Origin of the sequence: Citrobacter sp. Marseille-Q3906 (assembly GCF_916618775.1) — a bacterium.
Lineage (GTDB): Bacteria > Pseudomonadota > Gammaproteobacteria > Enterobacterales > Enterobacteriaceae > Citrobacter > Citrobacter murliniae.
In genome coordinates this window covers 227,736-253,071 of the sequence record NZ_CAKAKA010000001.1, presented here as the reverse complement: position 1 = coordinate 253,071, position 25,336 = coordinate 227,736, and the positions used below count along the sequence as shown (strand labels likewise).

Here is a 25,336-nt window from a genome sequence, read left to right as displayed (position 1 = left end):
TATGTTACGAATTGCCGACAAAACGTTTGATTCACATCTGTTCACCGGGACCGGAAAATTTGCGTCATCGCAACTGATGGTGGACGCCATTCGTGCTTCTGGTAGCCAGTTAGTGACGCTGGCAATGAAGCGCGTGGATTTACGTCAGCACAACGACGCGATCCTGGCGCCATTGGTCGAGGCTGGCGTGACGCTGCTACCCAACACGTCAGGAGCAAAAACGGCGGAAGAAGCTATCTTTGCTGCACAACTGGCGCGTGAAGCGCTGGGGACAAACTGGCTGAAGTTAGAAATTCACCCGGACGCCCGCTGGCTGCTACCGGACCCGATAGAAACGCTGAAAGCCGCCGAAGCACTGGTGAGGCAGGGATTCATAGTGCTCCCCTACTGTGGCGCTGACCCGGTGTTGTGCAAGCGGCTGGAAGAAGCAGGTTGTGCGGCAGTAATGCCGCTCGGTGCGCCTATAGGCTCCAACCAGGGGCTGGAAACGCGAGCCATGCTGGATATCATCATTCAGCAAGCGACCGTCCCGGTGGTCGTTGACGCAGGTATCGGCGTACCCAGCCACGCCACACAGGCATTGGAAATGGGTGCCGACGCGGTACTGGTCAATACAGCGATAGCTGTGGCGGACGATCCAGTGATGATGGCAACCGCCTTCCGCCTGGCAGTTGAAGCGGGTGTTTTGGCTCGTCAGGCGGTACCGGGAAGCCGCAGTTCACACGCGCAGGCCACCAGCCCGTTAACTGGATTCCTGGAGGTAATGGCATGAATACGTTCAGCGATCGCTGGCGACAACTGGACTGGGACGACATCCGCCTGCGTATCAACGGTAAGACTGCGGCTGACGTACAACGGGCTCTCAACGCTTCGCAGCTTAGTCGCGATGACCTGATGGCTCTGCTCTCTCCTGCTGCTGCTGACTATCTGGAGCCACTGGCGCAGCGGGCGCAGAAACTTACCCGCCAACGCTTTGGTAACACAGTGAGTTTTTACGTTCCGCTGTACCTCTCCAATCTGTGTGCCAACGACTGTACCTACTGCGGTTTTTCAATGAGTAACCGCATCAAGCGTAAAACGCTGGATGACGTGGAGATTGCTCGGGAGTGCGAGGCCATTCGCAAGCTGGGATTTGAGCATTTGTTGCTGGTGACTGGGGAGCATCAGAGTAAGGTCGGCATGGATTACTTCCGTCGCCATTTACCCGCTATTCGTCGCCAGTTTTCCTCTTTACAAATGGAGGTACAACCGCTGTCAGAAGCGGAATATGCAGAACTAAAGGCGTTAGGACTGGATGGCGTAATGGTTTATCAGGAGAGCTATCACGAGGCGATTTACGCCCATCATCATCTGAAGGGGAAAAAGCAGGACTTCTTCTGGCGGCTGGAAACGCCGGACAGACTGGGTCGTGCCGGAATCGACAAAATTGGTCTTGGGGCGTTGATTGGCCTATCCGACAGCTGGCGGGTTGATTGCTACATGGTGGCCGAACATCTGCTGTGGATGCAACAACATTACTGGCAGAGCCGTTATTCTATCTCCTTCCCTCGCCTGCGTCCGTGCACCGGGGGTATAGAGCCGGCATCAATTATGGACGAGCGTCAACTGGTACAAACCATTTGCGCATTTCGCTTGCTGGCTCCGGAAATTGAACTGTCGCTCTCCACCCGCGAGTCGCCGTGGTTTCGCGATCACGTCATTCCGCTGGCAATTAACAACGTCAGCGCCTTTTCAAAAACGCAGCCCGGTGGTTATGCCGACAATCATCCTGAACTGGAACAGTTCTCTCCTCACGACGACCGTCGCCCGGAAGCCGTTGCCAACGCACTGATGGCAAAGGGGTTACAGCCCGTATGGAAAGACTGGGATAGCTATCTTGGACGCGCTTCGCAAACGCGATGAACCATCATGTAAGAGCATAAGTATTTTACGAGCCATTACGTAATGTGAAAAACGGGAGCTTGTCGTCAGGCTGCCGTTTTTTTATTTTGTCTCCGTCAGTCACGGAAGCTGACCAGGGCAGAAGTTATCTTCCTCATTTTGCCCTGCCTTCACCTCGACAGATCTTACCTGGTTCTGTGAAAAATATCGTTCCAGCCGCACCACCGGTAAATTAATACCCATCCTATATGGCTGGGTGGCGTCGCAAGCAAATTATCCGGCCAACAACAGCATTTCTTCAGGCAAAAAAAACCCGCCGAAGCGGGTTTTTTATTACGGTCAACAACGATTAATCGTTATCAGAACCACCCAGACCTGCGTTCAGCAGTTCTGCCAGGCTGGCAGATGCATCTTCCGCAGTAACCTGAGGTGCTGCTGGCAGTTCGCCCGCAGCACGACGGCGCATACGATCCTGATGGTACGCATAACCGGTACCAGCTGGGATCAGACGACCCACGATGACGTTCTCTTTCAGACCGCGCAGTTCGTCGCGTTTGCCCGCAACGGCTGCTTCGGTCAGCACGCGAGTAGTCTCCTGGAACGACGCCGCAGAGATGAAGGACTCGGTTGCCAGAGATGCCTTGGTGATACCCAGCAGATCGCGGGAGAAAGTCGCCGCAACTTTGCCGTTCGCTTCCAGTTCGCGGTTAGCGATCTTGACGCGGGAGTATTCAACCTGCTCGCCTTCGAGGAAGTCGGAGCTACCAGCACTTTCGATGGTCGCTTTACGCAGCATCTGACGAACGATAACTTCGATGTGTTTATCGTTAATCTTAACGCCTTGCAGACGATATACGTCCTGTACTTCGTTGGTGATGTAACGCGTTACCGCGTGTACGCCACGAAGACGCAGGATGTCGTGTGGCGCTTCCGGACCGTCGGAAACCACATCACCACGTTCTACACGTTCACCTTCGAACACGTTGAGCTGACGCCATTTCGGAATCATCTCTTCGTACGGTTCGCTGCCGTCTAACGGAGTAATAACCAGGCGACGCTTCCCTTTGGTTTCTTTACCGAAGGAAATGATACCGCTGATTTCCGCCAGGATTGCCGGCTCTTTCGGACGACGAGCTTCGAACAGGTCCGCAACGCGCGGCAGACCACCGGTAATATCCTTGGTACCGCCTGATTCCTGAGGAACACGCGCCAGGGTGTCACCTGAGCTGATCTGCACGCCATCTTCCAACTGAACAATCGCTTTACCCGGCAGGAAGTACTGAGCAGGCATATCGGTACCTGGGATCAGAACGTCGTTGCCCTGGGCATCAACAATTTTCAGTGCCGGACGCAGGTCTTTACCACCCGCAGTACGCTCTGCAGAATCCAGAACCACCAGAGAAGACAGACCGGTCAGCTCGTCGGTCTGACGAGTAATGGTCTGGCCGTCGATCATGTCAGTGAAGCGGACAAAACCACTCACTTCGGTGATAACCGGCATGGTGTGCGGATCCCAGTTTGCAACGGTTTCGCCGCCAGCAACCTGTTCGCCATCACCTTTCGCCATAACGGAGCCGTAAGGCACTTTATAGCTTTCTTTGGTACGACCGAATTCGTCGATCAGTTTCAGTTCGGTGTTACGTGAGGTGATAACCAGTTTACCGCTGGAGTTCACAACCGACTTCGCATTGCTCAGACGGATGCTACCTTTGTTTTTCACCTGGATGCTGGATTCAGCAGCCGCACGAGATGCCGCACCACCGATGTGGAACGTACGCATCGTCAGCTGTGTACCCGGCTCACCGATGGACTGTGCCGCGATAACGCCGATTGCTTCACCTTTGTTGATGATGTGGCCACGCGCCAGGTCACGACCATAGCAGTGCGCACATACACCAAAGTCGGTGTCACAGGATACGACGGAACGTACTTTGACGGAGTCAACGGAGTTCTCTTCCAGCAGATCACACCACTGCTCGTGCAGCAGGGTGTTGCGTGGAACCAGAATATCCGCCGTACCCGGCTTCAGAACGTCTTCAGCAGTCACACGACCCAGAACGCGATCACGCAGCGGCTCTTTAACATCACCACCCTCGATAACCGGGGTCATGGTGATACCTTCCAGAGTGCCACAATCGTCTTCAGTGACAACCAGATCCTGCGCGACGTCAACCAGACGACGAGTCAGATAACCGGAGTTAGCTGTTTTCAGTGCGGTATCCGCCAGACCTTTACGAGCACCGTGAGTAGAGATGAAGTACTGGAGTACGTTCAGACCTTCACGGAAGTTCGCGGTGATCGGCGTTTCGATGATGGAGCCATCCGGCTTCGCCATCAGACCACGCATACCTGCCAGCTGACGAATCTGTGCTGCAGAACCACGCGCACCGGAGTCGGCCATCATGTAAATGCTGTTGAAGGAAACCTGCTGCTCTTCGACGCCGTCACGGTTAATAACGGTTTCAGTTTGCAGGTTATCCATCATCGCTTTGGATACACGATCGTTCGCCGCAGCCCAGATATCGATAACTTTGTTGTAACGTTCGCCTGCGGTTACCAGACCAGACTGGAACTGCTCCTGGATCTCAGCAACTTCAGCTTCCGCTTCAGAGATGATCTCGTGTTTCTTCTCTGGGATGACCATGTCATCAATACCAACAGATGCACCTGAACGCGCTGCATAAGCAAAGCCGGTGTACATTGTCTGGTCAGCGAAGATAACGGTCGGCTTCAGGCCCAGAATGCGGTAACAGGTGTTCAGCATTTTGGAGATTGCTTTCTTGCCCAGCGCCTGGTTGACGATGGAGAAAGGCAGACCTTTCGGTACGATCATCCACAAAATAGCACGGCCAACGGTCGTGTCTTTCAGGCTGGTTTTCGCAACGAATTCGCCGTTTTCATCTTTTTCATATTCGGTGATACGCACTTTAACGCGCGCATGCAGAGAGGCCAGACCTGCGCGGTAAATACGCTCAGCTTCTTTCGGGCCAGTCAACACCATGCCTTCGCCTTTGGCGTTAACACAGTCACGGGTCATGTAGTACAGACCCAATACAACGTCCTGAGACGGAACGATGATAGGTTCGCCGTTCGCCGGAGACAGAATGTTGTTGGTAGACATCATCAGCGCACGCGCTTCGAGCTGGGCTTCCAGCGTCAGCGGTACGTGAACAGCCATCTGGTCACCATCGAAGTCGGCGTTATACGCCGCACAAACCAGCGGGTGCAGCTGGATAGCTTTACCTTCGATCAGTACCGGTTCAAATGCCTGGATACCCAGACGGTGCAGTGTTGGTGCACGGTTCAGCAGTACCGGGTGTTCGCGGATAACTTCGTCCAGGATATCCCAAACGACAGCTTCTTCACGCTCAACCATTTTCTTAGCGGCTTTGATGGTGGTGGCGAGGCCACGCAGTTCCAGCTTGCCGTAAATGAACGGTTTGAACAGTTCCAGTGCCATTTTCTTCGGCAGACCGCACTGATGCAGACGCAGGTATGGACCTACGGTGATTACAGAACGACCGGAGTAGTCAACACGCTTACCGAGCAGGTTCTGACGGAAACGACCCTGTTTACCTTTGATCATATCGGCCAAAGATTTCAGAGGACGTTTGTTAGAACCGGTGATCGCACGACCGCGACGACCGTTATCCAGCAGGGCGTCGACCGCTTCCTGCAGCATACGTTTTTCGTTGCGTACGATGATGTCCGGCGCAGCCAGATCCAGCAGACGTTTCAGACGGTTGTTACGGTTGATAACGCGACGATACAGATCGTTCAGATCCGACGTTGCGAAACGACCACCATCCAGCGGAACCAGCGGACGCAGATCTGGCGGCAGAACCGGCAGAACGGTCAGAATCATCCACTCTGGCTTGTTACCAGACTGTACGAACGCTTCCAGCAGTTTGATACGCTTGGTCAGCTTTTTACGCTTGGTTTCGGAGTTGGTTTCGTTCAGCTCTTCACGCAGAGTTTCACACTCTTGCTCCAGATCCATGCTTTTCAGCAGAGCCTGGATAGCTTCCGCACCCATCTTCGCGTCGAATTCGTCACCGAACTCTTCCAGCGCATCCAGATACTGCTCTTCAGTCAGGATCTGTTGGCGTTCCAGGTTAGTCATACCGCCTTCGATTACCACATAAGATTCGAAGTACAGTACGCGCTCGATATCGCGCAGCGGCATATCAAGCAGCAGGCCGATACGGGACGGCAGAGATTTCAGGAACCAGATGTGAGCGGTCGGAGATGCCAGCTCGATGTGGCCCATACGCTCACGGCGTACTTTAGTCTGGGTCACTTCAACGCCGCACTTCTCACAGATCACACCACGGTGTTTCAGGCGCTTGTACTTACCGCACAGGCACTCGTAATCTTTTACTGGCCCAAAGATACGGGCGCAGAAAAGGCCGTCACGCTCAGGTTTGAACGTACGGTAGTTGATGGTTTCCGGCTTCTTAACTTCACCAAAGGACCATGAACGGATCATGTCTGGCGATGCCAGAGCAATTTTGATCGCATCAAACTCTTCGGTTTTAGTTTGCGCTTTCAGAAACTTTAATAAGTCTTTCACGGATTTGCTCCCGTCGGAGTTAGCACAATCTGGTGCTGGCTGTTACGCCAGCACCAGTGACCTGTATGAGCGAGAGTTACTCGTCTTCCAGCTCGATGTTGATACCCAGCGAACGAATCTCTTTCAACAATACGTTGAAGGATTCCGGCATGCCTGGTTCCATCTGATGGTTGCCGTCCACGATGTTTTTATACATCTTGGTACGACCATTTACGTCATCAGACTTAACGGTGAGCATTTCCTGCAGGGTGTATGCTGCGCCATATGCTTCCAGCGCCCACACTTCCATCTCCCCGAAGCGCTGACCACCGAACTGAGCCTTACCACCCAGCGGCTGCTGAGTAACCAGGCTGTAAGAACCGGTAGAACGCGCATGCATCTTGTCATCAACCAGGTGGTTCAGTTTCAGCATGTACATGTAGCCAACGGTAACCTGGCGCTCGAATTGCTCACCGGTACGACCGTCGAACAGTGTGATCTGACCGGAAGTCGGCAGGCCACCCAGCTGTAACAGTTCCTTGATTTCAGACTCTTTCGCACCGTCGAAGACCGGCGTTGCGATCGGCATACCTTTTTTCAGGTTTTCAGCCAGACGCAGAACTTCTTCATCGCTGAAGGTACTCAGGTCAACTTTCTGACGAACGTCGGCACCCAGATCATAGGCACGCTGGATGAACTCGCGCAGTTTCGCGACTTCTTGCTGCTGTTTCAGCATGGCGTTGATCTTATCGCCAATACCTTTCGCAGCCATACCCAGGTGGGTTTCCAGAATCTGACCGATGTTCATACGAGATGGTACGCCCAGCGGGTTCAGCACGATGTCTACCGGCGTACCGTTAGCATCATGAGGCATATCTTCGATCGGGTTGATCTTAGAAATTACACCCTTGTTACCGTGACGACCTGCCATCTTATCACCAGGCTGGATCCGACGTTTAACCGCCAGATACACCTTAACAATCTTCAGCACGCCTGGTGCCAGATCGTCGCCCTGAGTGATTTTACGGCGTTTCGCTTCGAGTTTTTTCTCGAACTCGTGTTTCAGTTCGTCGTACTGCTCAGCCAGCTGTTCCAGCTGATTTTGTTTCTCTTCGTCGGTCAGGCCGAGTTCCAGCCAGCGATCGCGAGGCAGTTTGTCGAGCTTCTCAGCTTCAACGCCACCGGCAACCAGCACCGCGTAGATACGACTGAACAGGCCAGCTTCGAGGATCTGCAGTTCTTCAGACAGGTCTTTCTTAGCCTGTTTCAGCTGCATCTCTTCGATTTCCAGCGCACGTTTGTCTTTCTCTACGCCATCGCGAGTAAAGACCTGAACGTCGATAATCGTACCGGAAACACCGTTTGGTACGCGCAGAGAAGAGTCTTTAACATCAGACGCTTTCTCACCGAAGATCGCACGCAGCAGCTTCTCTTCTGGCGTCAGCTGGGTTTCACCTTTCGGCGTTACCTTACCAACCAGAATGTCGCCACCGGTCACTTCTGCACCAATGTAAACGATACCGGACTCATCCAGTTTGGAGAGCGCAGCTTCACCCACGTTCGGGATGTCAGCGGTGATCTCTTCCGGCCCCAGCTTGGTGTCACGGGACACACATGCCAGTTCCTGAATATGGATGGTGGTGAAACGGTCTTCCTGAACAACACGCTCGGAAACGAGGATGGAGTCTTCGAAGTTATAGCCGTTCCACGGCATGAACGCGACGCGCATGTTCTGACCGAGCGCCAGTTCACCGAGGTCGGTGGACGGACCGTCTGCCAGTACATCACCACGTTCGACCGGCTCACCCAGGGACACACAAGGCATTTGGTTGATACAGGTGTTCTGGTTAGAACGGGTGTATTTGGTCAGGTTATAAATGTCGATACCTGCTTCGCCCGGGTACATCTCGTCTTCGTTAACTTTGATAACGATACGGGAAGCATCCACGTACTGAACGGTACCGCCACGTTTAGCAACTGCAGTAACACCGGAGTCAACGGCAACAGCACGTTCCATACCGGTACCAACCAGCGGCTTATCAGCGCGCAGAGTTGGAACGGCCTGACGTTGCATGTTCGCACCCATCAATGCACGGTTGGCGTCATCGTGTTCCAGGAACGGGATCAGGGACGCACCGACGGAAACCACCTGTTGGGTGGATACGTCCATGTAGTCAACCTGGTCGCGGCTGAACAAGCTGGATTCGCCTTTGCTACGGCAAGTTACCAGGTCTTCTACAAAGTGGCCTTCGTCATCCAGGTTGGAGTTCGCCTGAGCGATAACGTAGTTGCCTTCTTCGATAGCAGACAGGTAATGAATTTCGTCAGTTACAACACCGTCGGTCACTTTACGGTACGGAGTCTCAAGGAAACCGTATTCGTTAGTCTGTGCGTAAACGGACAGGGAGTTGATCAGACCGATGTTCGGACCTTCAGGCGTTTCGATTGGACATACGCGACCGTAGTGAGTCGGGTGTACGTCTCGAACTTCGAAGCCTGCACGTTCACGGGTCAGACCGCCTGGGCCGAGTGCAGAGATACGACGTTTGTGCGTAATCTCAGACAGCGGGTTGTTCTGGTCCATAAACTGAGACAGCTGGCTGGAACCAAAGAACTCTTTCACTGCTGCAGAAATCGGTTTGGCGTTGATCATATCCTGAGGCATCAGGGTATCCAGATCGCCCAGAGACAGACGCTCTTTCACCGCACGCTCTACACGTACCAGGCCAACGCGGAACTGGTTTTCCGCCATTTCGCCTACGGAACGGATACGACGGTTACCGAGGTGGTCGATATCATCGACTTCGCCTTTACCGTTACGGATATCGATGAGCTTCTTCATCACGTCAATGATGTCGTCTTTGCTCAGGATGCCAGAACCTTCGATTTCGTCGCGCAGCAGAGAACGGTTGAACTTCATACGACCAACCGCAGAGAGATCATAGCGGTCTTCGGAGAAGAACAGGTTCTCGAACAGGCTTTCAGCAGCTTCACGAGTCGGCGGCTCACCAGGACGCATCATGCGGTAGATTTCTACCAGTGCGCTCAGACGATCGTTTGTTGGGTCGACGCGTACAGTTTCAGAAATGTACGGACCGTGGTCCAGATCGTTAGTGAACAGCGTTTCGATACGCTTGTGACCAGACTGGCTCAGCTTAGCCAGCAGATCCAGGCTCAGCTCCATGTTAGCTGCGCAGATTAACTCGCCAGTGGATTCATCAACGTAGTCTTTAGACGCAACTTTACCAGCAATGTACTCAACCGGAACTTCGATATGTTTGATATCGTCTTTTTCCAGCTGGCGAATGTGGCGCGCAGTGATGCGACGGCCTTTTTCGACGTAGATTTTGCCGTTAGCTTCGATGTCAAAGGAGGCGGTTTCACCACGCAGGCGTTCCGGCACCAGTTCCATCTGCAACTTATTGTCGCGGATCTCAAAGACGACTTTTTCAAAGAACAGATCCAGAATCTGCTCAGTGGTGTAGTTCAGCGCACGCAGAATAATGGTCGCAGGCAGTTTGCGGCGACGGTCAATACGTACGAACAGGTTGTCCTTCGGATCGAATTCGAAGTCCAGCCAGGAACCACGGTAAGGAATGATGCGCGCGTTATACAGCACTTTACCCGAAGAGTGGGTTTTACCTTTGTCGGAGTCAAAGAAGACGCCAGGACTACGGTGCAGCTGAGAAACGATAACACGTTCAGTACCGTTGATTACAAAGGTACCGTTGTCAGTCATGAGCGGAATTTCGCCCATGTAGACTTCTTGTTCTTTAATGTCTTTTACGGTGCCTTCCGGCGCTTCGCGCTCGTAGATCACCAGACGCAGTTTTACGCGCAGCGGTGCGGAATAGGTCACGCCACGAATCTGACATTCCTGAACGTCAAACACCGGTTCGCCAAGGCGATAGCTGACGTATTGCAGCTCGGAGTTACCGCTATAGCTCTGAATCGGGAAAACGGAACGGAAAGCTGCTTCCAGACCATACTGCCCTTCAGGATCTTGCTCGATGAACTTCTGAAACGAGTCAAGCTGGATAGAAAGGAGATAAGGTATGTCCAACACTTGTGGACGTTTACCAAAATCCTTACGAATACGTTTTTTCTCGGTATAGGAGTAAACCATTAGGGTTCCTCAGCTCGCTGACAAGTCGACCCATCTGTCCGACGAAGGGACAGTTTGTGCAACACTATTTTGTTGACCGGAAAATCGAATACTTTCCGCAATGCCTGTTGCTATCACGCTTAAACCATTTCATTGCGATTTACACAGAACTAACGCTCTGTCGCAGTATATTAAGGCGTCGATAGAAACAAGCATTGAAAGGCACAGCAGTAGTCAAACAGTGTGAAATGCTACTGGCGCCTTACAGCGCAAAAAGGCTGGTGACTAAAAAGTCACCAGCCATCAGCCTAATTGCTTAGGCTGCAACCAGAAAAGTTGGCTTATTTAACTTCAACTTCAGCGCCAGCTTCTTCCAGAGATTTTTTCAGTGCTTCTGCGTCGTCTTTGCTCACGCCTTCTTTCAGAGCAGCCGGTGCAGATTCTACCAGGTCTTTAGCTTCTTTCAGACCCAGGCCAGTTGCGCCACGTACTGCTTTGATAACAGCAACTTTGTTAGCGCCAGCAGCTTTCAGAATTACGTCGAATTCAGTTTTTTCTTCAGCTACTTCAGCCGGGCCAGCAGCTACAGCTACAGCAGCAGCAGCGGAAACACCGAATTTTTCTTCCATTGCAGAAATCAGTTCTACAACGTCCATTACGGACATAGCGGATACTGCTTCAATGATTTGATCTTTAGTGATAGACATTTAAATTGTTCCTGAAAATCAGAATAAGTTTATACGTAAGCAGATGCTTGATAAAGATAACTGCGATTAAGCAGCTTCTTTCGCATCGCGAACAGCAGCCAGAGTGCGAACCAGTTTGCCAGCCGAAGCTTCTTTCATGGTTGCCATCAGGCGTGCAATTGCTTCTTCGTAGGTCGGCAGAGTTGCCAGGCGATCGATTTGCGATGCCGGGATCAATTCACCTTCAAAGGCTGCGGCTTTGACCTCAAATTTTGCATTCGCTTTCGCGAAATCTTTGAACAGACGAGCAGCTGCGCCCGGGTGTTCCATAGAATATGCAATCAGGGTCGGACCAACGAACGCGTCTTTCAGGCACTCAAACTGAGTACCTTCAACAACACGGCGCAGCAGGGTGTTACGAACAACACGCATGTATACGCCGGCTTCGCGACCTGCTTTACGCAGTTCAGTCATTTTGTCTACAGTTACGCCACGGGAATCCGCAACTACTGCAGACAGCGCGCCTTTGGCTACTTCGCTGACTTCAGCAACAATCGCTTGTTTGTCTTGAAGATTTAAAGCCATTAGCTTTGCTCCTGGATGTTTGCCGGAACTCATGTTCCGGAACTCACTTCACTCTTCCCAACGGACAGAGCGTCTAAATACGGTGAGCAGAAACAAGCCAGAGTATCAGAAATAATCTTAGCGTTCTGTCACCGTCTACGCAGGGCATTAAGCTTCTTACGAAACACCTGCGGTCTTCGACGGAGGCCTGGATAGGCCAGGCTCCAACGAACAAATCTGTTTATTTGCTAACTTTCGTTAGCAAACGTGGGGGTAGAATTGTAGACAAATTCACCGCCCACGTAAAGCTAATCTTAGCTGTTCGCAGACGCGCTCAGACCAGCTTGATCAACGGCAACGCCAGCACCCATGGTGGTGGAGAGGCTAACTTTCTTGATGTACACGCCTTTTGCCTGAGTTGGTTTCGCTTTTTTCAGCGCAACCAGCAGAGCTTCCAGGTTTTCTTTCAGTTTGTCAGCGTCAAAATCCACTTTACCAATGGTAGTGTGGATGATGCCGTTTTTGTCGTTACGGTAACGAACCTGACCCGCTTTAGCGTTCTTAACCGCTTCAGCAACGTTCGGAGTTACAGTACCAACTTTCGGGTTTGGCATCAGGCCACGCGGGCCCAGAACCTGACCCAGCTGGCCAACAACGCGCATTGCATCCGGGGAAGCAATAACAACGTCAAAGTTCATTTCGCCTTTCTTGATCTGATCAGCCAGATCTTCCATACCTACCAGCTCAGCGCCTGCAGCTTTAGCAGCTTCAGCGTTTGCACCCTGGGTAAATACGGCTACGCGAACGGAACGGCCAGTACCGTGCGGCAGTACAGTTGCACCACGTACGTTCTGGTCAGATTTACGAGCATCGATGCCGAGGTTAACAGCAACGTCCACGCTTTCTACGAATTTAGCAGTGGCCAGCTCTTTCAGCAGAGCAATAGCTTCGTTGATGTCATACTGTTTAGTTGCATCAACTTTGTCACGGATCACGCGCATACGCTTGGTCAGTTTAGCCATTTCTTAGTCCTCCACTACCAGGCCCATGGAACGTGCAGTACCTTCAATGGAGCGAGTCATCGCTTCAATGTCGGAACCAGTCATGTCGGCAGCTTTGGTCTGCGCGATTTCCTGCAGCTGAGCGCGGGAAATTTTACCCACTTTGTCTTTGTTCGGCTTACCGGAACCAGACTTGATACCAGCCGCTTTCTTCAGCAGAACTGCTGCCGGAGGCGTTTTGGTAACGAAAGTGAAAGAACGGTCAGCATAAACGGTGATAACAACCGGGATCGGCAGACCTTTTTCCATGGAATCAGTTTTTGCGTTGAACGCTTTGCAGAATTCCATGATGTTCACGCCTTGTTGACCCAGTGCTGGACCTACCGGCGGACTCGGGTTAGCCATACCAGCTGCAACCTGCAGCTTGACATAGGCTTGGACTTTCTTAGCCATTCTAAATTCCTCTAGTTGGGTTATAGCGCCTCAGAGAGGCTCCCCGTGATAAAATTCGTTTTACGGATGCTATCCATAAAAACAAAAGGCGCGAAATTGTATTCCAATCTCGCGCCTTGTGCAACGATTAAATCGCCGCTTTTTTGATCGACGTGTTAGGCTTTTTCAACCTGAGCGAAGTCCAGTTCAACCGGAGTCGCACGACCGAAGATAGAAACAGAAACTTTCAGACGAGACTTCTCGTAATCGACTTCTTCAACAACACCGTTAAAGTCAGCAAACGGACCGTCACTAACGCGAACCATTTCACCCGGCTCGAACATCGTTTTCGGACGCGGTTTATCACCAACCTGCTGCAGACGGTTCATGATCGCATCAACTTCTTTGTCGCTGATTGGCGCCGGACGGTCAGATGTACCGCCGATAAAGCCCATCACACGCGGCACACTGCGCACCAGGTGCCAGCTTGCATCGTTCATCACCATCTGGACCAGTACATAGCCCGGGAAGAATTTGCGTTCGCTTTTACGACGCTGGCCACCACGGATTTCGACCACTTCTTCGGTCGGCACCATGACTTCGCCAAACAACTCTTCCATATTTTGTAACTTGATATATTCACGCAGCGATGTAGCTACGCGACCTTCAAAACCGGAAAACGCCTGAACGACGTACCAGCGCTTTTTAGGGGCTTCAGACATCTTAGAACCTCAGGCCAGTGATAAAGGATACCAGGCGAACCAGAATACCATCCAGTCCCCACAGGATCAGTGACATTACTGCGGTAACCGCAGCCACAATCAGCGTGGTGTGCAATGTTTCCTGGCGAGTCGGCCAAATGACCTTACGGACTTCGGTTCTCGCTTCACGGGCAAAAGCAACGGTCGCTTTACCTTTTGTTGTCAACAGCGCGACACCACCCGCTGCAGCAATCAGAATCACTACGGCCAGCGCACGCAGCGGCAACATCATGTCACGATAGAGGTAGTTGCCAACGATAGCTACAAGCAGCAATACAGCGACAACAACCCACTTCATCGCTTCCAGGCCGCGCCCGCTTCCTTGAGCTTCGGTATTCGCACTCATAAACCAACCTGTCAGAAGTATTCTACAAACATTTTCACCCCGCGTAAGCGAGGCGATCCAAACCGAAATGCTCTGGTGCGTTTCGGACTAAACGCCCTCTTCAGAGCCTGTCTCAGCAATGATTATGACAAAAAAAATCACTGATGAGCCAGGTTCTGGTGTGAAAGCGTGCAAAAAGGGCATCAAATGATGCCCTTTTATTGCGCATTGCGTCAAATGTTATCGGCAATTAGCTCATTACTTTGGCAACAACGCCCGCGCCAACGGTACGGCCGCCTTCACGGATTGCGAAACGCAGACCGTCGTCCATCGCGATCGGGTGGATCAGGGTAACAACCATTTTGATGTTGTCGCCCGGCATTACCATCTCTACGCCTTCTGGCAGTTCGATGGTACCAGTCACGTCAGTAGTACGGAAGTAGAACTGCGGACGGTAGCCTTTGAAGAACGGAGTATGACGGCCGCCTTCGTCTTTGGACAGAATGTACACTTCAGATTCGAACTTGGTGTGCGGCTTGATTGAACCCGGCTTAGCCAGTACCTGACCACGTTCGATTTCTTCACGTTTGATACCACGCAGCAGAACACCAACGTTCTCACCAGCACGGCCTTCGTCCAGCAGTTTGCGGAACATTTCAACGCCAGTACAGGTAGACTTAGCAGTCTCTTTGATACCAACGATTTCAACTTCTTCACCAACTTTGATGATACCGCGCTCTACACGACCGGTAACAACGGTACCACGACCGGAGATGGAGAATACGTCTTCGATAGGCAGCAGGAACGGCTTGTCAATCGCACGCTCTGGTTCCGGGATGTAAGAATCCAGGAAGCCAGCCAGTTCGATGATCTTTGCTTCCCACTCTGCATCGCCTTCCAGCGCTTTCAGAGCAGAACCACGAACGATCGGAGTGTCGTCGCCCGGGAAATCGTACTGAGACAGAAGTTCACGAACTTCCATTTCTACCAGTTCCAGCAGCTCTTCGTCATCAACCATGTCGCATTTGTTCAGGAACACGATGATGTACGGAACGCCTACCTGACGACCCAGCAGGATGTGCTCACGAGTCTGCGGCATCGGGCCGTCAGTCGCAGCAACAACCAGGATCGCGCCGTCCATCTGCGCAGCACCGGTGATCATGTTTTTAACATAGTCGGCGTGGCCCGGGCAGTCTACGTGCGCGTAGTGGCGAGTCGGGGTGTCATATTCAACGTGAGAAGTGTTGATGGTGATACCACGAGCTTTTTCTTCCGGAGCGTTATCGATCTGATCGAATGCGCGAGCAGCACCGCCGTAGGTTTTAGCCAGAACGGTAGTGATTGCAGCGGTCAGCGTTGTTTTACCATGGTCAACGTGGCCGATAGTACCGACGTTAACGTGCGGTTTTGTACGTTCAAATTTTTCTTTAGACATCGATTGTCCCTCTAAGACACGGATAAATCGGTGATATCACCACATCAACCAGGCAATATACCTGAGCTGTTGAATGCTTTTAAAAGTAAACAGAGAGAAACGGGAAGGAGAAGTGAAGTGGTGCTGATACCCAGAGTCGAACTGGGGACCTCACCCTTACCAAGGGTGCGCTCTACCAACTGAGCCATATCAGCACGTCTGGAGCGGGCAGCGGGAATCGAACCCGCATCATCAGCTTGGAAGGCTGAGGTAATAGCCATTATACGATGCCCGCATCCTGAAACTCGGCTACCCAGTTCTTTCTGTAACAAAAAAGAGATTCTCTCTTCTTCGTACGAGCTGATTAATTTTTTAACCAACTCAGGCGGCGATAACGCTGCCAGAAAGTGGTGGTGGGGGAAGGATTCGAACCTTCGAAGTCTGTGACGGCAGATTTACAGTCTGCTCCCTTTGGCCGCTCGGGAACCCCACCGGACTTGATGGTGCCGACTACCGGAATCGAACTGGTGACCTACTGATTACAAGTCAGTTGCTCTACCTACTGAGCTAAGTCGGCATCAAGTAGCGCGCATTTTATGGAGACCTGCGTGCGCATGCAACTAAAAAATTGCATAAAATGTTCTATCGCTCACATTTTGCACTATACGACCGATAAATAATCTATTCGCACTGTGGATTGAGCAAATTTCCAGCGGTCGTTACCCTCTAATGGAGGCATTTTGCTTCACAGCGTGTTTACCTGCAGACAGAAAGTGCATCTTTATATATATGGAATGCCCGTCACATTGCTTTTCAGGTGATGATTTTTTCTTATTATTCGCCCCCATCTGGTGTTACCCTCCTGCCCATTGTCCAAATTAACTGAAATGTGACGTGCCATTGCGTGCCGGGGATGATTCGTTTTTACCACTGACCTGATACAGCAATGACAGCCAGACCATGCGTATGAGTATAAAAGAGCAAGCGTTAATGACGCCTTACCTACAGTTTGATCGCAACCAGTGGGCTGCGCTTCGTGATTCCGTGCCGATGACTCTGACCGAGGACGAGATTGCTCGTCTGAAAGGCATTAATGAAGACCTGTCGCTGGAAGAAGTTGCCGAAATTTATTTGCCTCTGTCGCGTTTACTAAATTTTTATATCAGTTCAAATCTGCGCCGCCAGGCTGTTCTGGAGCAATTCCTGGGCACTAACGGCGAACGTATTCCTTATATCATCAGTATTGCTGGCAGTGTCGCGGTTGGTAAAAGTACGACTGCGCGTGTCCTGCAGGCATTGTTGAGTCGCTGGCCAGAGCATCGCAAGGTTGAGTTGATTACTACCGATGGCTTTCTTCACCCCAATCAGGTGTTGAAAGATCGTGGACTAATGAAGAAGAAAGGCTTCCCTGAGTCCTATGATATGCATCGTCTGGTAAAATTCGTTTCCGATATTAAATCAGGTGTACCAAACGTCACGGCCCCGGTCTATTCACATCTAATTTATGACGTGATTCCTGATGGTGACAAAACTGTCGCACAGCCTGATATATTGATCCTCGAAGGATTAAATGTATTACAAAGCGGGATGGATTATCCTCACGATCCACATCATGTATTTGTTTCTGACTTTGTCGATTTCTCTATTTACGTGGACGCGCCAGAAGAATTACTCCAGACGTGGTATATCAACCGTTTCCTGAAATTCCGCGAAGGGGCATTTACCAATCCGGATTCTTATTTCCATAACTATGCGAAATTATCAGAAGATGAGGCCATTAATACGGCCACCTCTCTTTGGAAAGAAATTAACTGGCTGAATTTAAAGCAAAATATATTACCTACGCGTGAGCGTGCCAGCTTGATTATGACTAAAAGTGGCAACCATGCCGTTGAGCAAGTCAGACTACGAAAATAATAAAAAAGGGGAGCAACGGCTCCCCTTTTTATTATTCTGCACTTCTGAGTGATATTTCTCCGCCCATCCATGGTTTTATCACACCATCTTGCTCAAGCAATAGTGCGCCTTGCGCATCTATTCCCCTGGATATACCAAATATTTCTTTATCCCCGATAATCAGCTTAACGGGCCGATTGATAAAGTTATCCAGTTTTTTCCAACGGGACAGATAAGGCGCTAATCCCTCTTGCTCAAACAGTACCAGCGCAGCACGTAGATCACGGATCAGCCGGGCAGCAAGTGTATTGCGGTCAATGTTAATTCCGGCTTCCTGGAGGTTAATCCATCCTTGATTTACCACATCCTCTTCGACCCGGCGCATGGCCATGTTAATACCTGCACCAATAACAATCTGCGCTGCATCGCCCGTCTTACCAGTGAGTTCAACCAGAATGCCCGCCAGTTTCCGGTCGAGCAGATAGAGATCGTTAGGCCATTTCACACGAACCTGATCAGCACCCAGATCGCGTAAAACCTCTGCCATGACGATACCAATAACCAGACTCAGGCCAATTGCTGCTGCCGGCCCCTGCTCCAGACGCCAGAACATTGACAGATACAGGTTAGCGCCAAACGGCGAAAACCATTTTCGCCCGCGACGTCCACGCCCGGCCTGCTGATATTCAGCGACACAGGCATCGCCTGACTCCAGTTGGCTAATTCGGTCCAGCAGATATTGGTTGGTTGAATCGATAACGGGTAAGACGGTTACATTTCCGCTATTCAGCTGGGAATGAATAAGTGCTGAATCCAACAGCTGGATAGGCTCCGGTAGGCTGTATCCTTTACCAGGAACAGTAAATACATCAACACCCCAGTCGCGCAATGTCTGAACGTGTTTATTGATAGCCGCACGACTCATTCCAAGTTTTTCACCAAGCTGTTCGCCTGAATGAAATTCGCCATCTGCTAATAACGAGATGAGCGTCAGGGGTACGGTATTATCCTTCATGTAATAATCTCCACGGCATTCACTTCCCCCTGAGGTCCAATAAACCTCACTTCCGGTTCGAACCAGACATTGAATTTTTCACCTACTTTTTGACGGACATAATGTGCAAGCTGAACAACATCCTGGCTCGTTGCATTGTCAGCATTAATCAGTACCAGTGCCTGCTGCTGATGTACTGCAGCCCCACCAATACGCATACCTTTTAGCTGGCACTGGTCGATGAGCCAGCCAGCGGCCAGTTTTACGGAACCATCCGCCTGAGGATAATGAGGAGCAGTGGGGAATTGCGAAAGCAAAATCTTTGCCACTTCAGCTGTAACAACTGGGTTTTTAAAGAAGCTTCCCGCATTACCGTGCACTTTCGGATCAGGTAGTTTTGTTGTGCGCATGTGGCAGACGGATTCAAACACCTGCAGAGGAGTCACCGTAACAGGATCAAGGCGAGCTAAGTCACCGTAGGTCAACACCGGCTGCCATTGTTTAGGCAAGCGCAGACCAACAGCCACAATTGCAAAACGATCCTGGTACTCATGTTTGAAGATGCTATCACGGTAACCAAAGCGACATTCTGCGGCATTGACGCGCAATTGCTTGCCTGTGGACAGTTCAACACAGTCAACATATTCACAGACACGTTGTAACTCTACGCCATAAGCACCAATATTCTGGATAGGTGAAGAGCCAACGCAACCGGGAATTAATGCCAGATTTTCCAGCCCCGGCATGCCAAGCTTCAGCGTATGCTGTACCAGGTTGTGCCAGTTTTCACCAGCCCCCACATGTAAATGCCACGCGTCAGGTTGTTCTGTAACCTCAATGCCCTTGATGCGGTTGATGATTACCGCACCATGGAAGGAATCAAGGAACAGGACATTACTCCCTTCGCCCAGGATCAGTACTGGATAATGTAATGCGTTAGCTGATTGCCAGGCACTAAGTAGTTGTTGCTCGTTTTCGGCGCAGACAAGCTCGTTAGCATATTGATCGATACCGAAGGTATTCCAGGCTTTAAGGGAGTGATTCATAGACGCTTTCCTGATGCAAAATCGCGTTTAGTTTACCGCATATACCGCAGGATGGCTTGTGTTATGGAAGAGTGGTTGTGTTGTGCCGGACGGCAGTATTTCCTGCAGTCCGCAGACGCAAAAAAGCCCATCCGGCAGGATGGGCTTCTTCACTGGTTTGATGCCTGGCAGTTCCCTACTCTCGCATGGGGAGACCCCACACTACCATCGGCGCTACGGCGTTTCACTTCTGAGTTCGGCATGGGGTCAGGTGGGACCACCGCGCTACAGCCGCCAGGCAAATTCTGTTTATCAACACGCTTTCGCATGTCAATTTAATCTGTTATCAAGCTGAAATTTCGTCTCTTCGCCAAAACAGCTTCGGCGTTGTAAGGTTAAGCCTCACGGTTCATTAGTATCGGTTAGCTCAATGTATCGCTACACTTACACACCCGACCTATCAACGTCGTCGTCTTCAACGTTCCTTCAGGAGACTTAAAGTCTCAGGGAGAACTCATCTCGGGGCAAGTTTCGTGCTTAGATGCTTTCAGCACTTATCTCTTCCGCATTTAGCTACCGGGCAATGCCATTGGCATGACAACCCGAACACCAGTGATGCGTCCACTCCGGTCCTCTCGTACTAGGAGCAGCCCCCCTCAATTCTCCAGCGCCCACGGCAGATAGGGACCGAACTGTCTCACGACGTTCTAAACCCAGCTCGCGTACCACTTTAAATGGCGAACAGCCATACCCTTGGGACCTACTTCAGCCCCAGGATGTGATGAGCCGACATCGAGGTGCCAAACACCGCCGTCGATATGAACTCTTGGGCGGTATCAGCCTGTTATCCCCGGAGTACCTTTTATCCGTTGAGCGATGGCCCTTCCATTCAGAACCACCGGATCACTAAGACCTGCTTTCGCACCTGCTCGAGCCGTCACTCTCGCAGTCAAGCTAGCTTATGCCTTTGCACTAACCTCCTGATGTCCGACCAGGATTAGCTAACCTTCGTGCTCCTCCGTTACTCTTTAGGAGGAGACCGCCCCAGTCAAACTACCCACCAGACACTGTCCGCAACCCGGATCACGGGTCTACGTTAGAACACCAGCCATTAAAGGGTGGTATTTCAAGGTTGGCTCCATGCAGACTGGCGTCCACACTTCAAAGCCTCCCACCTATCCTACACATCAAGGACCAGTGTTCAGTGTCAAGCTATAGTAAAGGTTCACGGGGTCTTTCCGTCTTGCCGCGGGTACACTGCATCTTCACAGCGAGTTCAATTTCACTGAGTCTCGGGTGGAGACAGCCTGGCCATCATTACGCCATTCGTGCAGGTCGGAACTTACCCGACAAGGAATTTCGCTACCTTAGGACCGTTATAGTTACGGCCGCCGTTTACCGGGGCTTCGATCAAGAGCTTCTCCTTACGGATAACCCCATCAATTAACCTTCCGGCACCGGGCAGGCGTCACACCGTATACGTCCACTTTCGTGTTTGCACAGTGCTGTGTTTTTAATAAACAGTTGCAGCCAGCTGGTATCTTCGACTGATTTCAGCTCCATGAGTAAATCACTTCACCTACATATCAGCGTGCCTTCTCCCGAAGTTACGGCACCATTTTGCCTAGTTCCTTCACCCGAGTTCTCTCAAGCGCCTTGGTATTCTCTACCTGACCACCTGTGTCGGTTTGGGGTACGATTTCGTGTTACCTGATGCTTAGAGGCTTTTCCTGGAAGCAGGGCATTTGTTACTTCAGCACCGTAGTGCCTCGTCATCACACCTCAGCGTTAATAAGGTACCGGATTTACCTGGAACCTCCGCCTACATGCTTAAACCGGGACAACCGTCGCCCGGCTAACATAGCCTTCTCCGTCCCCCCTTCGCAGTAACACCAAGTACAGGAATATTAACCTGTTTCCCATCGACTACGCCTTTCGGCCTCGCCTTAGGGGTCGACTCACCCTGCCCCGATTAACGTTGGACAGGAACCCTTGGTCTTCCGGCGTGCGGGTTTTTCACCCGCATTATCGTTACTTATGTCAGCATTCGCACTTCTGATACCTCCAGCATCCCTCACAGGACACCTTCAACGGCTTACAGAACGCTCCCCTACCCAACAACACATAGTGTCGCTGCCGCAGCTTCGGTGCATGGTTTAGCCCCGTTACATCTTCCGCGCAGGCCGACTCGACCAGTGAGCTATTACGCTTTCTTTAAATGATGGCTGCTTCTAAGCCAACATCCTGGCTGTCTGTGCCTTCCCACATCGTTTCCCACTTAACCATGACTTTGGGACCTTAGCTGGCGGTCTGGGTTGTTTCCCTCTTCACGACGGACGTTAGCACCCGCCGTGTGTCTCCCGTGATAACATTCTTCGGTATTCGCAGTTTGCATCGGGTTGGTAAGTCGGGATGACCCCCTAGCCGAAACAGTGCTCTACCCCCGAAGATGAATTCACGAGGCGCTACCTAAATAGCTTTCGGGGAGAACCAGCTATCTCCCGGTTTGATTGGCCTTTCACCCCCAGCCACAAGTCATCCGCTAATTTTTCAACATTAGTCGGTTCGGTCCTCCAGTTAGTGTTACCCAACCTTCAACCTGCCCATGGCTAGATCACCGGGTTTCGGGTCTATACCCTGCAACTTAACGCCCAGTTAAGACTCGGTTTCCCTTCGGCTCCCCTATTCGGTTAACCTTGCTACAGAATATAAGTCGCTGACCCATTATACAAAAGGTACGCAGTCACCCCATAAAGAGGCTCCCACTGCTTGTACGTACACGGTTTCAGGTTCTTTTTCACTCCCCTCGCCGGGGTTCTTTTCGCCTTTCCCTCACGGTACTGGTTCACTATCGGTCAGTCAGGAGTATTTAGCCTTGGAGGATGGTCCCCCCATATTCAGACAGGATACCACGTGTCCCGCCCTACTCTTCGAGTTCACAACACGTGTGATTTTGTGTACGGGACTATCACCCTGTACCGTCGGACTTTCCAGACCGTTCCACTACCACACATGCTGATTCAGACTCTGGGCTGCTCCCCGTTCGCTCGCCGCTACTGGGGGAATCTCGGTTGATTTCTTTTCCTCGGGGTACTTAGATGTTTCAGTTCCCCCGGTTCGCTTCATTACGCTATGTATTCACGCAATGATAGTGTGTCGAAACACACTGGGTTTCCCCATTCGGAAATCGCCGGTTATAACGGTTCATATCACCTTACCGACGCTTATCGCAGATTAGCACGTCCTTCATCGCCTCTGACTGCCAGGGCATCCACCGTGTACGCTTAGTCGCTTAACCTCACAACCCGAAGATGTTTCGTAAAACACCATCGTGTTGCGAAAATTTGAGAGACTCGAACACACCGCTTATCTGTTCTTATTACGGAGAACAGACACAGTGTGTCGTTTCAATTTTCAGCTTGATCCAGATTTTTAAAGAGCAAAACTTCGCAGTGAACCTTTTCAGGTACACTCTGAAGTTTTCTTGGTATTTTTGCAGTAAGTAATGGTGGAGCTATGCGGGATCGAACCGCAGACCTCCTGCGTGCAAAGCAGGCGCTCTCCCAGCTGAGCTATAGCCCCATCGAAGTCATCTCATGTACCGATAATTTTTCCTGAGACAAGGCGTGGAATAACGAAGCATACTGAAGTATGTGAGTTATTTCACAACGCAGTATTCAGGTAAAATTTGGTAGGCCTGAGTGGACTTGAACCACCGACCTCACCCTTATCAGGGGTGCGCTCTAACCACCTGAGCTACAAGCCTGCAGAGATTTCTTACTGCTAATTTTCATCAGACAATCTGTGTGGACACTACAAGGAAAGGTTCTTTAAGGTAAGGAGGTGATCCAACCGCAGGTTCCCCTACGGTTACCTTGTTACGACTTCACCCCAGTCATGAATCACAAAGTGGTAAGCGCCCTCCCGAAGGTTAAGCTACCTACTTCTTTTGCAACCCACTCCCATGGTGTGACGGGCGGTGTGTACAAGGCCCGGGAACGTATTCACCGTGGCATTCTGATCCACGATTACTAGCGATTCCGACTTCATGGAGTCGAGTTGCAGACTCCAATCCGGACTACGACATACTTTATGAGGTCCGCTTGCTCTCGCGAGGTCGCTTCTCTTTGTATATGCCATTGTAGCACGTGTGTAGCCCTACTCGTAAGGGCCATGATGACTTGACGTCATCCCCACCTTCCTCCAGTTTATCACTGGCAGTCTCCTTTGAGTTCCCGGCCGAACCGCTGGCAACAAAGGATAAGGGTTGCGCTCGTTGCGGGACTTAACCCAACATTTCACAACACGAGCTGACGACAGCCATGCAGCACCTGTCTCAGAGTTCCCGAAGGCACCAAAGCATCTCTGCTAAGTTCTCTGGATGTCAAGAGTAGGTAAGGTTCTTCGCGTTGCATCGAATTAAACCACATGCTCCACCGCTTGTGCGGGCCCCCGTCAATTCATTTGAGTTTTAACCTTGCGGCCGTACTCCCCAGGCGGTCGACTTAACGCGTTAGCTCCGGAAGCCACGCCTCAAGGGCACAACCTCCAAGTCGACATCGTTTACGGCGTGGACTACCAGGGTATCTAATCCTGTTTGCTCCCCACGCTTTCGCACCTGAGCGTCAGTCTTTGTCCAGGGGGCCGCCTTCGCCACCGGTATTCCTCCAGATCTCTACGCATTTCACCGCTACACCTGGAATTCTACCCCCCTCTACAAGACTCTAGCCTGCCAGTTTCGGATGCAGTTCCCAGGTTGAGCCCGGGGATTTCACATCCGACTTGACAGACCGCCTGCGTGCGCTTTACGCCCAGTAATTCCGATTAACGCTTGCACCCTCCGTATTACCGCGGCTGCTGGCACGGAGTTAGCCGGTGCTTCTTCTGCGAGTAACGTCAATCACTAAGGTTATTAACCTTAATGCCTTCCTCCTCGCTGAAAGTACTTTACAACCCGAAGGCCTTCTTCATACACGCGGCATGGCTGCATCAGGCTTGCGCCCATTGTGCAATATTCCCCACTGCTGCCTCCCGTAGGAGTCTGGACCGTGTCTCAGTTCCAGTGTGGCTGGTCATCCTCTCAGACCAGCTAGGGATCGTCGCCTAGGTGAGCCGTTACCCCACCTACTAGCTAATCCCATCTGGGCACATCCGATGGCAAGAGGCCCGAAGGTCCCCCTCTTTGGTCTTGCGACGTTATGCGGTATTAGCTACCGTTTCCAGTAGTTATCCCCCTCCATCGGGCAGTTTCCCAGACATTACTCACCCGTCCGCCACTCGTCACCCAAGGAGCAAGCTCCTCTGTGCTACCGTTCGACTTGCATGTGTTAGGCCTGCCGCCAGCGTTCAATCTGAGCCATGATCAAACTCTTCAATTTAAGTTTGATGCTCGTGAATTAAACTTCGTAATGAATTACGTGTTCACTCAGAGACTTGGTATTCATTTTTCGTCTTGCGACGTTAAGAATCCGTATCATTGAGTGCCCACACAGATTGTCTGATAAATTGTTAAAGAGCAGTGCCGCTTCGCTTTTTCTCAGCGGCGCGGGGTGTGCATATTACGCCATCCCGCTTCAGAGTCAAGCATTTATTTTTGCTTTTCTCCGCGAAGTTCTCAGTGGAACCCCGCTGACCCGGCGACCTGTAGTCCGTTGTTCCGTGTCAGTGGAGGCGCATTATAGGGAGTTATTTCAGGCTGAC

At 51.4% G+C, this 25,336-nt stretch carries 14 protein-coding genes, 6 tRNA genes, 3 rRNA genes and 1 pseudogene; 4 read left to right on the top strand and 20 right to left on the bottom strand.

Annotated elements, in window-relative coordinates:
• Position 1: 1 nt before the first annotated feature.
• Both thiG and thiH read left to right on the top strand, forming a co-directional pair.
• Positions 2-772, top strand: coding sequence for a thiazole synthase (gene thiG, locus LG384_RS01185; protein WP_045438356.1), 771 nt, complete (start codon positions 2-4; stop codon positions 770-772).
• Positions 769-1,902 (top strand): 2-iminoacetate synthase ThiH, encoded by a 1,134-nt coding sequence (gene thiH / locus LG384_RS01180; RefSeq protein ID WP_048223457.1) that lies wholly within the window; start codon positions 769-771, stop codon positions 1,900-1,902. Before thiG ends, thiH begins: the two co-directional genes overlap by 4 nt.
• Before the next feature lie 328 nt (positions 1,903-2,230).
• Here thiH and rpoC read toward each other — a convergent pair whose 3' ends face one another.
• The 13 genes from rpoC to LG384_RS01115 all read right to left on the bottom strand — a co-directional run bounded on the left by rpoC (position 2,231) and on the right by LG384_RS01115 (position 16,298).
• The gene (rpoC, locus tag LG384_RS01175) at positions 2,231-6,454 is read right to left on the bottom strand and encodes a DNA-directed RNA polymerase subunit beta' (RefSeq protein ID WP_045438350.1); all 4,224 of its coding nucleotides are present in this window, start codon (positions 6,452-6,454) and stop codon (positions 2,231-2,233) included.
• A gap of 76 nt (positions 6,455-6,530) precedes the next feature.
• Positions 6,531-10,559: a DNA-directed RNA polymerase subunit beta gene (gene rpoB / locus LG384_RS01170; protein ID WP_048223455.1), complete on the bottom strand. Its 4,029-nt coding sequence runs from the start codon at positions 10,557-10,559 to the stop codon at positions 6,531-6,533.
• Positions 10,560-10,879: 320 nt separating this feature from the next.
• Entirely contained in the window at positions 10,880-11,245 is a 366-nt protein-coding gene (gene rplL, locus LG384_RS01165) for a 50S ribosomal protein L7/L12 (protein ID WP_045438343.1), read from the bottom strand.
• 66 nt (positions 11,246-11,311) lie between these two features.
• Positions 11,312-11,809: a 50S ribosomal protein L10 gene (gene rplJ, locus LG384_RS01160; protein WP_007704673.1), complete on the bottom strand. Its 498-nt coding sequence runs from the start codon at positions 11,807-11,809 to the stop codon at positions 11,312-11,314.
• Positions 11,810-12,102: 293 nt separating this feature from the next.
• Entirely contained in the window at positions 12,103-12,810 is a 708-nt protein-coding gene (rplA, locus tag LG384_RS01155) for a 50S ribosomal protein L1 (protein WP_045438335.1), read from the bottom strand.
• Between the two features lie 3 nt (positions 12,811-12,813).
• Positions 12,814-13,242 carry a 50S ribosomal protein L11 gene (gene rplK, locus LG384_RS01150; RefSeq protein ID WP_003033122.1) on the bottom strand — a complete coding sequence of 143 codons (429 nt, stop codon included), beginning with the start codon at positions 13,240-13,242 and terminating at the stop codon, positions 12,814-12,816.
• 155 nt (positions 13,243-13,397) lie between these two features.
• On the bottom strand, positions 13,398-13,943 hold the full coding sequence (gene nusG / locus LG384_RS01145) for a transcription termination/antitermination protein NusG (RefSeq protein WP_003033125.1): 546 nt from the start codon (positions 13,941-13,943) through the stop codon (positions 13,398-13,400).
• Position 13,944: 1 nt separating this feature from the next.
• The gene (gene secE, locus LG384_RS01140) at positions 13,945-14,328 is read right to left on the bottom strand and encodes a preprotein translocase subunit SecE (RefSeq protein WP_003033128.1); all 384 of its coding nucleotides are present in this window, start codon (positions 14,326-14,328) and stop codon (positions 13,945-13,947) included.
• Positions 14,329-14,557: 229 nt separating this feature from the next.
• The gene (gene tuf, locus LG384_RS01135) at positions 14,558-15,742 is read right to left on the bottom strand and encodes an elongation factor Tu (protein ID WP_042998381.1); all 1,185 of its coding nucleotides are present in this window, start codon (positions 15,740-15,742) and stop codon (positions 14,558-14,560) included.
• Positions 15,743-15,860: 118 nt separating this feature from the next.
• A tRNA-Thr gene (locus tag LG384_RS01130) sits at positions 15,861-15,936 on the bottom strand.
• Between the two features lie 5 nt (positions 15,937-15,941).
• Positions 15,942-16,016: transfer RNA gene (locus LG384_RS01125), tRNA-Gly, on the bottom strand.
• A 113-nt stretch (positions 16,017-16,129) separates the two neighbouring features.
• A tRNA-Tyr gene (locus LG384_RS01120) sits at positions 16,130-16,214 on the bottom strand.
• Between the two features lie 8 nt (positions 16,215-16,222).
• Positions 16,223-16,298: transfer RNA gene (locus LG384_RS01115), tRNA-Thr, on the bottom strand.
• A gap of 19 nt (positions 16,299-16,317) precedes the next feature.
• Here LG384_RS01115 and LG384_RS01110 point away from each other — a divergent pair.
• Both LG384_RS01110 and coaA read left to right on the top strand, forming a co-directional pair.
• A pseudogene (locus LG384_RS01110) lies at positions 16,318-16,398 on the top strand (hypothetical protein); the annotation flags it as partial.
• A 289-nt stretch (positions 16,399-16,687) separates the two neighbouring features.
• Positions 16,688-17,638 (top strand): type I pantothenate kinase, encoded by a 951-nt coding sequence (gene coaA / locus LG384_RS01105; RefSeq protein WP_045449387.1) that lies wholly within the window; start codon positions 16,688-16,690, stop codon positions 17,636-17,638.
• Between the two features lie 31 nt (positions 17,639-17,669).
• Here the strand turns inward: coaA and birA are convergent, their stop codons facing one another.
• The 7 genes from birA to LG384_RS01070 all read right to left on the bottom strand — a co-directional run bounded on the left by birA (position 17,670) and on the right by LG384_RS01070 (position 25,014).
• Positions 17,670-18,632: a bifunctional biotin--[acetyl-CoA-carboxylase] ligase/biotin operon repressor BirA gene (gene birA / locus LG384_RS01100; RefSeq protein ID WP_045438322.1), complete on the bottom strand. Its 963-nt coding sequence runs from the start codon at positions 18,630-18,632 to the stop codon at positions 17,670-17,672.
• Positions 18,629-19,657 (bottom strand): UDP-N-acetylmuramate dehydrogenase, encoded by a 1,029-nt coding sequence (murB, locus tag LG384_RS01095; RefSeq protein WP_225760347.1) that lies wholly within the window; start codon positions 19,655-19,657, stop codon positions 18,629-18,631. Before murB ends, birA begins: the two co-directional genes overlap by 4 nt.
• 162 nt (positions 19,658-19,819) lie before the next feature.
• A 5S ribosomal RNA gene (gene rrf / locus LG384_RS01090) occupies positions 19,820-19,935 on the bottom strand.
• 92 nt (positions 19,936-20,027) lie between these two features.
• Positions 20,028-22,934 (bottom strand): 23S ribosomal RNA (locus LG384_RS01085).
• A gap of 208 nt (positions 22,935-23,142) precedes the next feature.
• A tRNA-Ala gene (locus tag LG384_RS01080) sits at positions 23,143-23,218 on the bottom strand.
• A 107-nt stretch (positions 23,219-23,325) separates the two neighbouring features.
• Positions 23,326-23,402: transfer RNA gene (locus LG384_RS01075), tRNA-Ile, on the bottom strand.
• A 70-nt stretch (positions 23,403-23,472) separates the two neighbouring features.
• A 16S ribosomal RNA gene (locus LG384_RS01070) occupies positions 23,473-25,014 on the bottom strand.
• The 16S, 23S and 5S rRNA genes sit together here with 2 tRNA genes alongside, the layout of an rRNA operon.
• Between the last annotated feature and the right edge of the window lie 322 nt (positions 25,015-25,336).

Bases quoted from the DNA above. Each gene is read 5' to 3' on its own strand.
- thiG (WP_045438356.1), top strand. From the start codon at position 2: ATGTTACGAATTGCCGACAAAACGTTTGATTCACATCTGTTCACCGGG.
- thiH (WP_048223457.1), top strand. From the start codon at position 769: ATGAATACGTTCAGCGATCGCTGGCGACAACTGGACTGGGACGACATC.
- rpoB (WP_048223455.1), bottom strand. From the start codon at position 10,559: ATGGTTTACTCCTATACCGAGAAAAAACGTATTCGTAAGGATTTTGGT.
- rplL (WP_045438343.1), bottom strand. From the start codon at position 11,245: ATGTCTATCACTAAAGATCAAATCATTGAAGCAGTATCCGCTATGTCC.
- rplJ (WP_007704673.1), bottom strand. From the start codon at position 11,809: ATGGCTTTAAATCTTCAAGACAAACAAGCGATTGTTGCTGAAGTCAGC.
- rplA (WP_045438335.1), bottom strand. From the start codon at position 12,810: ATGGCTAAACTGACCAAGCGTATGCGCGTGATCCGTGACAAAGTTGAT.
- rplK (WP_003033122.1), bottom strand. From the start codon at position 13,242: ATGGCTAAGAAAGTCCAAGCCTATGTCAAGCTGCAGGTTGCAGCTGGT.
- nusG (WP_003033125.1), bottom strand. From the start codon at position 13,943: ATGTCTGAAGCCCCTAAAAAGCGCTGGTACGTCGTTCAGGCGTTTTCC.
- secE (WP_003033128.1), bottom strand. From the start codon at position 14,328: ATGAGTGCGAATACCGAAGCTCAAGGAAGCGGGCGCGGCCTGGAAGCG.
- tuf (WP_042998381.1), bottom strand. From the start codon at position 15,742: ATGTCTAAAGAAAAATTTGAACGTACAAAACCGCACGTTAACGTCGGT.
- coaA (WP_045449387.1), top strand. From the start codon at position 16,688: ATGAGTATAAAAGAGCAAGCGTTAATGACGCCTTACCTACAGTTTGAT.
- birA (WP_045438322.1), bottom strand. From the start codon at position 18,632: ATGAAGGATAATACCGTACCCCTGACGCTCATCTCGTTATTAGCAGAT.
- murB (WP_225760347.1), bottom strand. From the start codon at position 19,657: ATGAATCACTCCCTTAAAGCCTGGAATACCTTCGGTATCGATCAATAT.